Origin of the sequence: Hydrogenophaga sp., assembly GCF_050182545.1 — a bacterium.
In the GTDB taxonomy this organism is placed as follows: Bacteria; Pseudomonadota; Gammaproteobacteria; order Burkholderiales; family Burkholderiaceae_C; genus Hydrogenophaga.
Genome location: NZ_JBFXCD010000017.1, coordinates 79,432 through 92,048, shown reverse-complemented (window position 1 = coordinate 92,048; position 12,617 = coordinate 79,432). Strand labels below are relative to the sequence as shown.

General features: G+C 63.9%; 13 protein-coding genes. 3 read left to right on the top strand and 10 right to left on the bottom strand.

Annotation, left to right across the window (positions count from 1 at the left end; translation table 11 throughout):
• Positions 1-423: 423 nt before the first annotated feature.
• The 4 genes from AB7P10_RS16180 to moaC form a co-directional block, all read right to left on the bottom strand.
• Entirely contained in the window at positions 424-2,247 is a 1,824-nt protein-coding gene (locus tag AB7P10_RS16180) for a hypothetical protein (RefSeq protein WP_428294878.1), read from the bottom strand.
• A complete protein-coding gene (locus AB7P10_RS16175; RefSeq protein WP_428294877.1) occupies positions 2,244-2,849 on the bottom strand; it encodes a hypothetical protein in 606 nt (201 codons plus the stop codon). The genes AB7P10_RS16180 and AB7P10_RS16175 overlap by 4 nt, the downstream gene beginning before the upstream one ends.
• 249 nt (positions 2,850-3,098) lie before the next feature.
• Positions 3,099-4,082 (bottom strand): site-specific integrase, encoded by a 984-nt coding sequence (locus AB7P10_RS16170; protein ID WP_428294876.1) that lies wholly within the window; start codon positions 4,080-4,082, stop codon positions 3,099-3,101.
• 138 nt (positions 4,083-4,220) lie between these two features.
• Complete coding sequence (gene moaC / locus AB7P10_RS16165) at positions 4,221-4,718, bottom strand: cyclic pyranopterin monophosphate synthase MoaC (protein WP_428294875.1); 498 nt, start codon at positions 4,716-4,718, stop codon at positions 4,221-4,223.
• A gap of 57 nt (positions 4,719-4,775) precedes the next feature.
• Between moaC and AB7P10_RS16160 the strand changes: the two genes are divergently transcribed.
• A complete protein-coding gene (locus AB7P10_RS16160) occupies positions 4,776-6,428 on the top strand; it encodes a M48 family metalloprotease (RefSeq protein ID WP_428294874.1) in 1,653 nt (550 codons plus the stop codon).
• A gap of 13 nt (positions 6,429-6,441) precedes the next feature.
• Here AB7P10_RS16160 and AB7P10_RS16155 read toward each other — a convergent pair whose 3' ends face one another.
• Positions 6,442-6,792, bottom strand: coding sequence for a phage holin family protein (locus AB7P10_RS16155; protein WP_428294873.1), 351 nt, complete (start codon positions 6,790-6,792; stop codon positions 6,442-6,444).
• A gap of 82 nt (positions 6,793-6,874) precedes the next feature.
• Positions 6,875-7,627 carry a TerC family protein gene (locus AB7P10_RS16150; protein WP_428294872.1) on the bottom strand — a complete coding sequence of 251 codons (753 nt, stop codon included), beginning with the start codon at positions 7,625-7,627 and terminating at the stop codon, positions 6,875-6,877.
• Positions 7,628-8,082: 455 nt separating this feature from the next.
• On the opposite strand from AB7P10_RS16150, the gene AB7P10_RS16145 reads away from it, so the two are divergent.
• Positions 8,083-8,508 (top strand): DUF3717 domain-containing protein, encoded by a 426-nt coding sequence (locus AB7P10_RS16145; RefSeq protein WP_428294871.1) that lies wholly within the window; start codon positions 8,083-8,085, stop codon positions 8,506-8,508.
• 21 nt (positions 8,509-8,529) lie between these two features.
• Here AB7P10_RS16145 and purB read toward each other — a convergent pair whose 3' ends face one another.
• Entirely contained in the window at positions 8,530-9,957 is a 1,428-nt protein-coding gene (gene purB, locus AB7P10_RS16140; RefSeq protein WP_428294870.1) for an adenylosuccinate lyase, read from the bottom strand.
• 118 nt (positions 9,958-10,075) lie between these two features.
• On the opposite strand from purB, the gene AB7P10_RS16135 reads away from it, so the two are divergent.
• Positions 10,076-10,690, top strand: a complete 615-nt coding sequence (locus tag AB7P10_RS16135) for a glutathione S-transferase family protein (protein WP_428294869.1) — start codon at positions 10,076-10,078, stop codon at positions 10,688-10,690.
• A 75-nt stretch (positions 10,691-10,765) separates the two neighbouring features.
• Here the strand turns inward: AB7P10_RS16135 and AB7P10_RS16130 are convergent, their stop codons facing one another.
• The 3 genes from AB7P10_RS16130 to AB7P10_RS16120 all read right to left on the bottom strand — a co-directional run bounded on the left by AB7P10_RS16130 (position 10,766) and on the right by AB7P10_RS16120 (position 12,616).
• Positions 10,766-11,209, bottom strand: coding sequence for a nuclear transport factor 2 family protein (locus AB7P10_RS16130; protein ID WP_428294868.1), 444 nt, complete (start codon positions 11,207-11,209; stop codon positions 10,766-10,768).
• A 7-nt stretch (positions 11,210-11,216) separates the two neighbouring features.
• Positions 11,217-11,996 (bottom strand): SDR family NAD(P)-dependent oxidoreductase, encoded by a 780-nt coding sequence (locus AB7P10_RS16125; protein ID WP_428294880.1) that lies wholly within the window; start codon positions 11,994-11,996, stop codon positions 11,217-11,219.
• Between the two features lie 80 nt (positions 11,997-12,076).
• Positions 12,077-12,616, bottom strand: a complete 540-nt coding sequence (locus tag AB7P10_RS16120; protein ID WP_428294867.1) for a DUF3833 domain-containing protein — start codon at positions 12,614-12,616, stop codon at positions 12,077-12,079.
• Between the last annotated feature and the right edge of the window lies 1 nt (position 12,617).

Below are 12,617 nucleotides of genomic sequence, written 5' to 3'. Positions count from 1 at the left end.
TGTTGCCACGTCTATCACTCCTCATCTCCTGCTGCACACAAAAGCAGCAGGTTAGGGTTAGTACGTGGGTCAGTTCTGGATGGAAATCCCCTGACTTACTGGGTCACTTCTGGGTGGAAATCAACAGTCTGAAGTCATGCGTTCAGCCACTGAACCGTCCTCAGAAAACATTCCCAAGAGCGAAGAGACGAGCCAAGATCGGCAACGGCGAATGGACGAACTTATTCAGCGGATGAAGGGATAAGAGCGGAACTGCTGCCAAAAAAAAAGAAAGATCCGGGGGCAAGCGTTGCGGCCGTGCGAAGAGCGAAGGATGATTCGAGTGCTATGCGGCCACCCCCATCACTTCGCTCAAATTGCAGCCCCTCCCTGCCGGAGACGCTTCGCTGGCTCCAAAAAGAACTACTGGGGCTACCGAAGCGTTTACTCAACTTCCCTCCGGACCAGCGATTGACCTTCAACGCGCCAGCGATGAAGCGGCACGCGAGACCCCTCAATAGCCAGAAGCACCATTGCCTGCATCATGGCCTCCGCCTTGGCGGCAGAAGCAAGTCGAATTCCTAGCGACCCAAAGACACTGCGCTTGCTGACCTTGTGCACGTTGCTGGGAACCGCAGTCATGAATGCCTTTATTCGCTGAGCGGCATCCTCTGTCCTAGTCGGCGTGCTTGCGCCAATCGTTTGCCACATAAGGCCGCACATGGCCTTTGTAAGCAATGCTTCGAGACCCTGCTCTTTCGTGATCAAGTGGAGAGTCATCGGCAAAGCCTTGCCCTCCGCATCCACTCGGCGGCAGCAGCCTCGACTCATTGCTTGCATGATGTTGCTCGCAAGTAGCGAAAGCTCTACATCTGAAAGGCGGCTCGGCGTCATTCGAAATGAGGCATCGTCTCGTTGACCCGCCATGGAGGCAGCGACTGCAGCAGAGGACTGGCGCAGAACGCCAAGTGCAACGACATGCCGGGAGTCTGAGAAGGAGTTGTCTGTCGTGTGCTTGCCCCAAGAAGTGAAGCTGATGCGCGGCCTACCGCATTGCAGCGACGCATCATGATCAATGCCCTCAATTCGCAGCGCGTTTTTGAGGTCGCGTATAAGGTCAATGCCATCTTTAGCCATGTAGGTCACTACAAGGACAGTTTCGCTTTCGGGGATGCTTTTGATGCTCTGCACTGCAGCAGTTAGCGCGAGCGTCGCCTCTGCCTTTCGACTGAACTGCCAACGTCCGCTAGCAGCGGTTGTCTGCTTCACGAGCACATTGGAGTAGTCCTTATATTCAAGCATTGCCGTGGTAGTCGCATCGCGAATCGTCGGGTCAGCTTTGCACAGCTCGCTGACAACGTAGGACGCGTCTAAAACCGCGATGTTCACCAGCTCCGGATCAACAACGATCCTGCATCGCATTAAAACCAGTCCGGTACTGCCAGCACCAACGTCCAGAACGCTCATCGGATGTTTCAGCTGGCGCAGTACCGCCCGTGCTTCGCGAAGCGCTGCCCAGCCTACGCCCGTGCAGTAGGGCTGCCCAAGTTCGACAAGGGCGGCATCACTCTCCTCATCACTTAGCAATGTGAAGACCGATGCTTCACCGCCTGCACGCTGTATCGCTTGTTCTTCGTCAACTTTGTTTCGAAGGCGTTGAAGAACTGAGAGCAGCAGCGGTCGGCTTCCATCGACGCAAAAATGCCCCAACGAAGTCTTCGCATCCTGAACGCGGTGGGTGCTGCTGTCGGAGGATATGAGACTCTCATCCCAGATCAGTAGATCGCGCGGGGCACCCTGATAGCGACAAAACGCTGGCATCTCCAGCTTCCCTTGGATTCGGGCGTGAGAGCCCAACATGATCAGGCGATCATCGTCGCCCGTATCCGGCCAACGGACACCTGAGCTGGCGGCGTGACGTATGCCGATTTGGCCCTCAGGAACACCCGCATCAATCAACCCAGATTTGATCAAGCAGAGTGATTCAATCTGCTGTGCTGAAACTGCGATGGACAGACCCAATCCGAGTTGATATTGGGCAGCGACCCAAGCCACCACGCTTAGAGTTTTCCCCGAGCCGCAAGGGAGAGCATAGGCCCGTCGTCCGGGGCTGGTCCCAAGACCTTGCTTTGTGAGCCCGTCTAGTAGTTGCTCCAAGGCAAGCGAGTGTTGTGGACTTACGTGGTTCCCATGTTTGCGAAGCAAGCCAAGTAGCATCTCGTGAGCCGTCGTGGAAAGCAGCACACCAGGGCCGAAATCGCGCTTCACGCGCGTCGCCCCAGTTCAGTTGCTTGGTGCCTTTTCAAGCGCGAGAACGACGCGTCAATCGCCAACTTGCCTGCTGCGATGCGATCGTTAGCCGAGGCTGAGCCAACCGCTGCAATCACAGCCGCGATCTTGCGCCCTCGCTCCTTCAGTGAAAGGATCGGAGCCTGTGGGCAGGAGCGACTGCCGAAATCGATCGCCTTGCCGCCCTTGGCCTTGAGAATCAAGTTCCTTCGTGTGAGATCGTTCCTGTCACCATTTCGATAGCGGATCGTCTCGCCCACTTGGGCGTTCAGAATGATTCGGCAAAGCGACCTGATTTTGTCGCCATGGTTGATGCTGGGATAGCTGTTATCTCCAGTGACCTTGCGTTGTGTCCAACGAGCAGACCAGCCTCGTTGCTGCAGCAGAAGGTAGTCCTCTTCGTCAACGAGAGCCATTGAGCCGTCCTGCAGGATCACGCCGACGACGCCGGTTTTTATCGCGGCAAGGTCGTTGATGCCGCCGACGCGAGGTAGTCGCAGCGTGTTAAGCGGCGTGTATGCACTGGTGGCATTGCCGTACCAACGTGGAGCAGGCGCGGTCTGGGATGAGTTCGTTTTCATGTGAATTTTTGTAGACGCCCACGGCTCCGCCTGCCCGGGCGGACATGCGGTTTACTAAGGGCGGTGCGTTCGCTCTACGCCGCCGATTCGGGCGTGGAGCAAGTGGCGCGAGAGCACGTTTTGTGCTTGAAAGCTGAGCAAGAATACCCAGCACGAATACAGGAAAGGCCGCCCCCTCACAGCGTTGCGCTGCAGCAAAGTGCGACCTTTTCTGTAGTATAGGTACCGTATAGAAACTCGGGTTTGCGTCTACCCGAGTTTCTTTGCCAGTGCCACAGCACTAGGGTGGTAGTACCTCTTAAGCATTTGAAGGCTTTGATGCCCGGTCACTGCCGCTAGCTCAATAACATTCGGCAACTTGTCTGCCATGCGGCTAGTCGCTGTGTGCCGGAGATCGTGGAAGCGAAACTCTGCAAGGCCTGCTCTACCCGTAGCTCTCTTGAATGCAGCCGCCAGTGCGTGCGCTGAAATGGAGAAGACGCGCTCGCTTCCATTGGTCGGCATTTGCAGAAGGACCGCAACCGCAGCGCTGGACAGCGGCACGGTACGAGGTTGGCCGTTTTTGGAGGTCGGCAGGTAGGCGGTCTGTACGTGTAGATCGATGTGTTCCCAACGCAGTCCGAGCAGTTCGCCCCGCCGCATCGCTGTGTGGAGGGCAAGTTGCACGAGTGGCAGCAATTCGGGATTGCGCCGGCCTACAGGGGCTAGGCTTGTAAGCAGTCGGCTTTCCTCCTCGGCGGAGAGCACGCGTGTCCGACCAGATGGAGCGGGCGGCTTCTTTACGAGTTGGCATGGGTTTTCAGTCGTGACGCCCCACTCCCTGCGAGCATGGTTGATGACGCTCGAAAGCAATGACAGGTCACGGATCACTGCGCCAGCTCCGACGGTCCTCAGCCGTTCGTCGCGAAACGCCGCAACTACGGCAGGCGAAAGATTCGCCATGCTGTAGCCCGCCATCTTGGTTCGCTTGAGCGCATTGACCCTGATCAGTTCGTCAAGATGTCCACGCTTAGACGGGGAGACTTGGCTCGAATAACGATCAAGTGCATCGCCAAGGAGCATTCGGTCTGCGCCGCTACCAGACCTGTAGCCGCCGCCATCCATCGCGCTCTCGATATGCCTTGCCCATTTCTGAGCCTCGCTTCGGGTTGCGAAGCTCTTCACCTCTGCCGGAAAACCCTCGCGGATCACGCGTGCTTGCCACGTGCCGGACCGTTGTCGAATCGATGCCATTGCGCCTCTCACTTGGACAGGCGTTGGACAAGAACGAGTTTTGCGAGGCTTTTAGCTCTTCACGGGTTGTAGCGACAGCAAGCGGCTAGCGGGCAAGGGAGACGGTTCCGACAGAAAATCCCTAGTGAAATCAATCACTTACGACCCCGCCACAAACTCCCCACTTTTCCCCCCCCGCTTCTCCACCAACCGCACCCCGCCTATCACCATCCCCCGGTCCACGGCCTTGCACATGTCGTAGACCGTGAGCAGTGCCACCGACACCGCCGACAGGGCTTCCATTTCCACGCCGGTCTGGCCGGTGCATTCGGCCGTCGCGCGGCACAGCACGCTGTGGGTGTCGGCTTCAACCGCGAACTCCACCGCCACGCGCGTCAGGGCGATCGGGTGGCACAGGGGGATGAGGTCGCTGGTTTTTTTGGCGGCCTGGATGCCGGCGATGCGGGCGATGCCGAGCACGTCGCCTTTCTTGGCTGTACCGGCCTGGATCAGTGCCAGCGTGGCCGGCAGCATGGTGATGCGCCCCTCGGCGACCGCCACCCGGTGGGTGCTGGCCTTGGCCGCCACGTCCACCATGTGCGCCTGGCCCTGGGCATCGAAATGGGTCAGCGGGGAGGAAGGGTTTGTATCGGTCATGGGGACTTGTTTCGGCGGTTTTACAGAACCGGTGGGGCTTGGCGGCATCATACGGGGATGCGTTCACTTCCCCTGACATCCCTGCTGGTGGTGTCCCTGCTGTTTCCGCCTTCACCAGCATCGTTTGCCCAGGCCAACTCGCCGTCCGCCCTGCCCAGTCTGGGAGATGGCCAGGACATGTCGATTGCGGCCGAGCGGCGTCTGGGCGACCGCATTGCGCGCGACATCTATCGGGATCCAGATTACCTGGACGACCCGGTACTCGGCGACTACCTGCAGGCCCTGTGGCAACCCCTGTTGGGCGCGGCGCGCGACCGGGGCGATGTGCCGCCCGAGCTGGCCGAGCGGCTGGCCTGGGAGCTCGTGGTCTCGCGTGACAAGCGCGTCAATGCCTTCGCCTTGCCAGGAGGGTATCTCGGTGTGAACCTCGGCTTGCTCGCGATCACCGAGCGGCCGGAGGAGCTGGCCTCGGTGATGGCGCACGAACTCAGCCACGTGTCGCAGCGCCACATCGCGCGCATGATGACGCAGCAGGACCGCATGGCACCGTGGTTGATGGGCGCCATGATTCTGGGCGCGCTGGCGGCAGGCTCGAACTCCCAGGCCGGCAGCGCCGCCATCGTCGGCAGTTCGGCGGTGGCCGCTCAGGCGCAACTCAATTTCTCTCGCGACATGGAGCGAGAGGCGGATCGCGTGGGCTTTGGCGTGCTCACGGGCGCCGGCTTCGACGGCCACGGCTTTGTGAGCATGTTCGACAAGATGCAGCAGGCGTCGCGCTACGACGATGGCGCATTTCCGTACCTGCGCAGCCACCCGCTGACGGGCGATCGCATGGCCGACATGCGCGCGCGGCTGCCGCAAGGCCCCGTGGCTGCGCCCGGCGCCGCCGCCGCCGCCGGCTCCGTGAGCGCCACTGCGCCCGCCAGCGCCAACCAGATGAGCGGTGCCGGCGGCTTGCGCCTGGATCTGCCGGGTGCGAATGACCGCAACGGGGCTCCGGCTGTGGCGGGCCTGGCCATGCCGTCGCGCGCTGTGCACGTGTTGATGGCAGCGCGCGCGCGCGTGCTGGCCGAGAACAGCCCTGATCGCCAGCGTGCCTGGTTGGACAATGGCCGGTCGGCCAACGCATCACCGGGGGACCGCTACGCGGCGGCGCTGTCGGCCCTGCGGCTGGGGCAGCGTGACCTGGCGCTGGAACTCGCCGAGCGCTTGCGCGGTGTGGCCGCACCCGAGGCCCGTCCCACAGTGGATGCCTTGCAGCTTGAGGTGCTGCTGGCACCGGGGGTGACCTTGAGCGCACCCCAGTCGGCCCGGCTGGCAGAACTGCGCGACCAGATGCTGGCGGGTACCTCACGCGCCAGTGCGCTGCTGGGCGCGCAGGCCGCGCTGGCCACCGGCCAGCCGCAACGCGCGGTGTCGCGGCTGCAGGCCTGGGTGGCGTTGCAGCCGCGGGATGCCGTGGCCTGGCAGGTGCTCTCGCGCGCCTACACCGCACAGGGGCACGCGCTGCGTGCGATCCGCGCCGAGGCCGAATCGCGTGCCGCCCATCTGGATTTTTCGGGCGCTGTCGAGCGCTTCAAGGTGGCCCAGGCACTGCCCGTGGCCCAGCGCAGCGCCGACGCCATGGAGCTGGCCATCGTGGACAGCCGCCGGCGCGAGGTGGAGGCGCTGCTGCGCGAGTCGTTGCGTGAAGAGGAAAGCCGGCGCTGACCAGGCGCCAGATTCAGCGAGTGAGCACCGATCGCAGGGCTGAGTTGACCACGAGCATCAGCACCGAGTAGATCAGCGAGCCCAGCAGGGCGGCCAGGAAGCCGTTGACGTGGAAGCCGTCGAGCACGCCGGCGGCGGCCCAGAACAGCAGTGCGTTGATGACGAACAGGAACAGGCCCAGCGTGACGATGGTGACCGGCAGGGTGAGCAGCACCAGCACCGGGCGCAACACCGCGTTGAACAAGCCGATGACCGCTGCCGCGATCAATGCCGAGGTGAAGCTTTGCACCTGCACGCCGGGATAGATGTAGGCGACCACCAGAAGCGCGCAGGCAGCCAGCAGCCAGGTCAGGATGAGTTTCATGGCGGGCAGCATACACCGCCATGAAAAAGGGCGACGCCCTTGCGGACGCCGCCCCCGATGAGGCGAAAGGGAAAAGACCCGGTCAGGCCTCGTGCGCCACCGGCGGGCGGCGCGACGCGATCCACTTGCCCAGGGCCAGCACCAGCAACGCGCCGGCCACGTGGGCCGTCCAGTACAGGGTGTCGGAGATGACCGCAATGCCCTTTTCGTCCACCGTGCCCAGCTTGGGCATCCACAGCCACTTGTCAGGGTTGACGAAGGCCGGGTCGGTCACCAGCATGCCACCGGCGATCCAACCCAGCAGCATGCCGCCCAGGGTGATGATCAGGGGGAAGCGCGCCATCAGCTTGATGACCATGGTGCTGCCCCAGACGATGATGGGGATGGAGATCAGCAGGCCCAGCACCACGAGCAGGAAGGAGTGCTCGCCCGCGTTCTGAGCGGCGCCAGCGATGGCAATGACGTTGTCCACGCTCATGACCAGATCGGCCACGATGATGGTCTTGATCGCGGCCAGCAGCTTGTCGCTGCCCTGAATGTCACCATGCGCTTCATCATCCGGGGCCAGCAGCTTCACGCCGATCCACACCAGCAGCAGCGCGCCCACGAGCTTGATGAAGGGAACCATCAGCAGCGTCATGGCGAAGGCGATCAGGATGACGCGCAGGACGATCGCGCCGGCTGTCCCCCAGATGATGCCCTTGGTGCGCTGCGCGGGCGGCAGCTTGCGGCAGGCCAGCGCGATCACGACCGCGTTGTCGCCACCGAGCAGGATGTCGATGATGATGATCTGTCCCAGGGCCACCCAGAACGCAGGCGATGTCAGGAAATCCATAAATTCCTCGTTGTGTACTGTCCAAAAGGGCCAGACGCGAGGCATGCTCGATGGCGTCCGCCCGACCTTCTCGTGATCGACCCCCTGTGGCGACCGGAAGGCGCTGTCCTGTCTGCCCGCAACGACGCGCCTGCGCTGGCGAAGGGAAAGGACATGCCTTGATCGGCCCCAGGAAGGCCCATCAAAGGTCTGGCTCGGCCTGGCGATGGGATGGCCGGGCCCGGGCTGCCGGAAGCGGTGGCTTCGTATTGACGACAGACCGAATGTCCGGCGCGCGCGGGTGTGGGCCTGCCTGCACCGGAGCGGAGAGCTACTCCCCTTCGAGACCCGCGATTGTACCGGCGCCCACCGGCCGCAGCCTGCCTCGCCGGTACGCAGTTCCCACAAGATCGGGGGGCAGAGCCCGCCGGCGGCACGCCTCGGGGCGCGGCTGGACTGGCTATCATGCACACCCCATGGCCGGCATTCACATCACCGACATCGAAGCCGCAATCAACTACTGGCGTGAGCGCTCACCCTCGCCGGATGGCGTGTCTTTGTGCAGGGAAACGCGTGCGCTGGCCGAGGTGTATGCGCTGATGGTCTGGTACCACGAGACCGAGGCAGACGAGACCACGCTGCCGGCCGCGGCACGGGCGGCCTGGATGCACTGGTACGAGACCACGCCGGACACGCCCTGCATCGCCATCTGCTCGACCAGCCAGGGCGACGAAGTCTGCAAGGGCTGTGGCCGCACGTTCGATGAAGTCCAGCGCTGGACCGAGATGAGCCCGGGCGAGAAGCGCGCGAGCTGGCGGCGCATCACCATCGAGGGTGATGCGTGGCGCTTCAACCGTTATGCCGAGCGTGCGCTTGAAGAGGTGCCCGCCGGCAAGGATTGAGGCTCGCGCGTGGCGCGGCGCTCACACCCTTCTGGCGAGCTCCGTGGCCTTGCCCACGTAGCTGCCCGGCGTCATCGCCAGCAGGCGGTCCTTCTCGGCCTGCGGAATCTCCAGGCTGCGGATGAGTTCGTGCAGGGCTTCGGCCGTGACGGTCTTGCCGCGCGTGACTTCCTTGAGTTTCTCGTAGGCGCCGGAGACGCCATAGCGGCGCATCACCGTCTGGATCGGTTCGGCCAGCACTTCCCATGACGCGTTCAGGTCCTCGGCAATCGCCTCTTCGTTGAGTTCGAGCTTGCCCAGACCGACGCCCAGCGAGTGGTAGGCCAGCACGGCGTATCCCAGCGCCACGCCCATGTTGCGCAGCACGGTGGAGTCCGTGAGGTCGCGCTGCCAGCGGCTGATCGGCAGCTTCTCGGAGAGATGGCGCAGCAGCGCATTGGCCAGACCCAGGTTGCCCTCGGCGTTCTCGAAGTCGATCGGGTTGACCTTGTGCGGCATGGTCGAGGAGCCGATCTCCCCGGCCTTGAGGCGCTGCTTGAAGTAGCCCAGGCTCACGTAGCCCCAGATGTCGCGCGAGAGGTCAATCAGGATGGTGTTGGCGCGTGCGACCGCGTCGAACAGCTCGGCCATGTAGTCGTGCGGCTCGATCTGGATGCTGTAGGGCTGGAACGTCAGGCCCAGGCCGAGCGGCTCGGGCTGTTCGATCACATTGCGGCTGAACGCCTCCCAGTCGAACTCGGGCCAGGCGCTCAGGTGGGCGTTGTAGTTGCCCACAGCGCCGTTCATCTTGCCCATGAGCTTCACACCGGCGATCTTCTCTCGCGCGGCGCCCAGGCGCACCACCACGTTGGCAATCTCCTTGCCCACGGTGGTCGGGCTGGCGGTCTGGCCGTGTGTGCGGCTGAGCATGGGCACGGTGGCGTAGGCGTGCGCCATCTCGCGCAGCGTGGCAATGACGGCGTCCAGCGCAGGCAGCAGCACCGCGTCGCGTCCGCCCTTGAGCTGCAGGGCGTGGCTGGTGTTGTTGATGTCCTCGCTGGTGCAGGCGAAGTGCACGAACTCGGCCGCCTTCTCCAGTTCCGGGCGCGCCTCGAAGCGCGACTTGATCCAGTACTCCACGGCCTTCACGTCGTGGTTGGTTACCTTCTCGATGTCCTTGATCGCCTGGCCGTCGGCTTCGCTGAAGTTCTTCACCAGGCCCATGAGGTAGGTGCGCGCGCCGGGCGAGAGCGGCTTGAACTCGGCGAAACCGGCGTCGGAGAGCGCAATGAACCAGGCGATCTCGACCTGCACGCGGCGGTGCATGTAGCCCTGTTCGCTCATGAAGGGGCGCAAGCTGGCAAGGCGGGCGGCATAGCGCCCGTCGAGCGGCGAGAGGGCCGAGATGGTGCTGGGTGCGGAGGACAAGGCGTGGGACGAAGTGGTGGGAGAAGAAGTGGTCGGGCGCATCCCGCGATTGTAGGAGGCGCCTTTGCCGGCCGCGGTGTTCCATGCTGCGGGCAGCGGCCGGGACACGCCACCGGGCTGGCTAGAATCGTGTTCCACTCCCAACCGCCCAGACATCCCCATGAAACTCATCGGCGCCATCACCAGCCCCTACGTGCGAAAAGTGCGCGTCGTCATGGCCGAGAAGAAACTGGACTACCAGCTTGTTCTGGAAGACGTGTGGTCGGCCGACACGCAGATCATGACCTCCAACCCGCTGGGCAAGGTGCCCTGCCTGGTAATGGACGGCGCCGAAGCCATGTTCGATTCGCGCGTGATCGTGGAGTACCTCGACACGCTCTCGCCGGTGGGCAAGCTGATCCCGACTTCGGGCCGCGAGCGCGCCGAGGTCAAGACCTGGGAGGCCCTGGCCGACGGGGTGCTCGACGCGGCGATCCTCGCGCGCCTCGAAGCCACCTGGCCCGGCCGCACCGACCCGGAGCGCTGCAAGGCATGGATCGACCGCCAGTTGCTCAAGGTCGACGCCAGCCTCAAGTCGATAAGCCAGGGCCTGGGCGAGAAGCCGTTCTGCTCGGGCATCCATTTCAGCCTGTCCGACGTGGCGGTGGGCTGCGCGCTGGGCTACCTGGACTTCCGCTTCCCGGTGATCGACTGGCGCACGCAGTACCCCAACCTGGCGCGCCTGGCCGAGAAGCTCAACCAGCGCCAGAGCTTCGTCGACACGAAGCCGGCATGACCCCCCGCGCCGCAGGCCTGGCAGAGTCCGTTCCGCGGCATCCTTGGGAGAGGCACGCATGCCTGACGGGTGCGCTCAAGTGTTCGCTCGCCTTTTGAGCCAGCGCATCAGCCGGCCCAGCACCGGCAGCTTCTCATACAGCTCCCCGGCCGCGTCCCAGTAGTCGCAGTGGTCGTTGACGCGGCCGTCCGCGGCCAGTTGCAGGTGCGATCCACCGTGGATCACCTGCTCGGTGGTGCTGTCGAAGCGCCGGAAGCGGAAGTGGAATTCCCACACCAGAAAGCACTGCGCGCCGTCGACGATGCGCTGGGTCACTACAAAGCGCGGCTCGTGCAGGTTGCGGAACATGTGCTCGAAGATGCGGGTGATCGCCGGGAGGCCCCACACCTCGTTGAACGGATCCTTGAAGCGCGCATCTGCCGTGTAGAAGTCGCCCACCTGGGCGAGCGACGGCGGCGAGAGCGCCTCGAACCATGCGCAGAGGCGGTCGATGGCGGGGCGGTGGTCCGGGGCTGGCATGGACAGGTTATAGCCCGGTGAAGCGGCGTACGGCCGGAAAGTAAGCGCGGTAAGGCAGCAGGCGCAGCAGTTTCATCCACCGGGTGAAACGCTTGGGGTAGTGAATGTCGAAAGCACCGCGCGCCCAGCCAACGATCATCGCGGCGGCCGCCTGCGGCGGTGTGATCAGCGCGGGCATGGTGAAACCATTGCGCGCGGTCAGTGGCGTCTGCACGAATCCGGGGTGCACCACGCTCACACCCAGGCCGAGCGGATGCAGGTCGAGGTACAGGGTCTCGCCCAGGTGGGTGAGCGCCGCCTTGGTCGGGCCGTACGCCAGGCTCTTGGGCAGTCCGCGAAAGCCCGCCACGCTGCTGATGAGGCTGATGTGTCCACATCCGCGCGCGGTCATCGCGGGCAGTACGGCGTGCAGCACCCGCAGGGCCCCGGTGTAGTTGATGTCGAGGTGGCGCTGCAGCTCATCCAGGTCCATGTCGTTGGCGCGCATTTCGCGGTAGTGGCCTGCGCAGTAGATGACCGCATCAAGCGGCCCCTGGGTCAGTATCTCGCGCGCTGCGCGCGCCACGGCATCTGCGTCGGTCACGTCCAGCGGCCACGCCTGCGCCGCCACACCGTGGCGCGGCGGATGCGCTGCCACGAAAGCGTGCAGCGCCTCGGCCTTGCGCGCCGACACCAGCACCTGCGCGCCGCGCGCGTGCAGGGCCGATGCCGTCGCTTCGCCGATACCGCTGGAGGCGCCGACCAGCCAGACCCGCAGGCCGCGCCAGTCGGTGATGGGCGGGTTCATCGGCCGCAGCAGCGAAAAGCCGCGCGCTGTGGCCTGGGGAGTCTCGACAGGCGCGTCGACGAAGGCGCGTGGCGTGGGGTTCATGGCGCGCGCTTCACGAACGACAGCGTGACCTCGCCCAGCCGGATGCCGAACTTGCTCATTTCCGCCTTGTTGAGCATCACGCGCTCGTCCATCAGGTACATCCAGTCGTCGAACTGCACGTCCCAGGTCCTGCCATCGACGGGCAGCCGCAAGGTGTAGCCCCAGCGGAAGGCGTTGCCCTGCTGCTCGCCGCGCGCCTCGCCCACGACATCGTCGGCGGTGCCGCTGAACTGTCCGTTGCCCAGGTACTTCATGCGCCAGATGCGCTTTTGCCGTGTGCCGTCCGAGTAGACGAAGTCCTCGTCCAGCACGCCGTCGTTGCCGTTCCAGCTGCAACGCATCACCACGGTGAAGCGCTTCACGACCGCGCCCGAACGGTCGGTGAACACACCATACGCGTCCAGCGTGCCGTTGAAGTAGCTGCGCAGATCCAGCACCGGCTTCTCGGCGGCGTACTGTGCAATCCGAGGACCTGCGCAGCCGGCGAGCGTGGCGGCCGAGGCGATGCCGGCGGTAAGCAGAAGGCGTCTTCGCATG

What these genes read in the sequence shown, in the direction of transcription:
- AB7P10_RS16160 (WP_428294874.1), top strand. Translation starts at nt 4,776, where the DNA reads ATGCGTTCACTTCCCCTGACATCCCTGCTGGTGGTGTCCCTGCTGTTT.
- AB7P10_RS16155 (WP_428294873.1), bottom strand. Translation starts at nt 6,792, where the DNA reads ATGAAACTCATCCTGACCTGGCTGCTGGCTGCCTGCGCGCTTCTGGTG.
- AB7P10_RS16135 (WP_428294869.1), top strand. Translation starts at nt 10,076, where the DNA reads ATGAAACTCATCGGCGCCATCACCAGCCCCTACGTGCGAAAAGTGCGC.
- purB (WP_428294870.1), bottom strand. Translation starts at nt 9,957, where the DNA reads ATGCGCCCGACCACTTCTTCTCCCACCACTTCGTCCCACGCCTTGTCC.
- AB7P10_RS16175 (WP_428294877.1), bottom strand. Translation starts at nt 2,849, where the DNA reads ATGAAAACGAACTCATCCCAGACCGCGCCTGCTCCACGTTGGTACGGC.
- AB7P10_RS16120 (WP_428294867.1), bottom strand. Translation starts at nt 12,616, where the DNA reads ATGCGAAGACGCCTTCTGCTTACCGCCGGCATCGCCTCGGCCGCCACG.
- AB7P10_RS16145 (WP_428294871.1), top strand. Translation starts at nt 8,083, where the DNA reads ATGGCCGGCATTCACATCACCGACATCGAAGCCGCAATCAACTACTGG.
- AB7P10_RS16130 (WP_428294868.1), bottom strand. Translation starts at nt 11,209, where the DNA reads ATGCCAGCCCCGGACCACCGCCCCGCCATCGACCGCCTCTGCGCATGG.
- moaC (WP_428294875.1), bottom strand. Translation starts at nt 4,718, where the DNA reads ATGACCGATACAAACCCTTCCTCCCCGCTGACCCATTTCGATGCCCAG.
- AB7P10_RS16170 (WP_428294876.1), bottom strand. Translation starts at nt 4,082, where the DNA reads ATGGCATCGATTCGACAACGGTCCGGCACGTGGCAAGCACGCGTGATC.
- AB7P10_RS16150 (WP_428294872.1), bottom strand. Translation starts at nt 7,627, where the DNA reads ATGGATTTCCTGACATCGCCTGCGTTCTGGGTGGCCCTGGGACAGATC.
- AB7P10_RS16125 (WP_428294880.1), bottom strand. Translation starts at nt 11,996, where the DNA reads ATGAACCCGCCCATCACCGACTGGCGCGGCCTGCGGGTCTGGCTGGTC.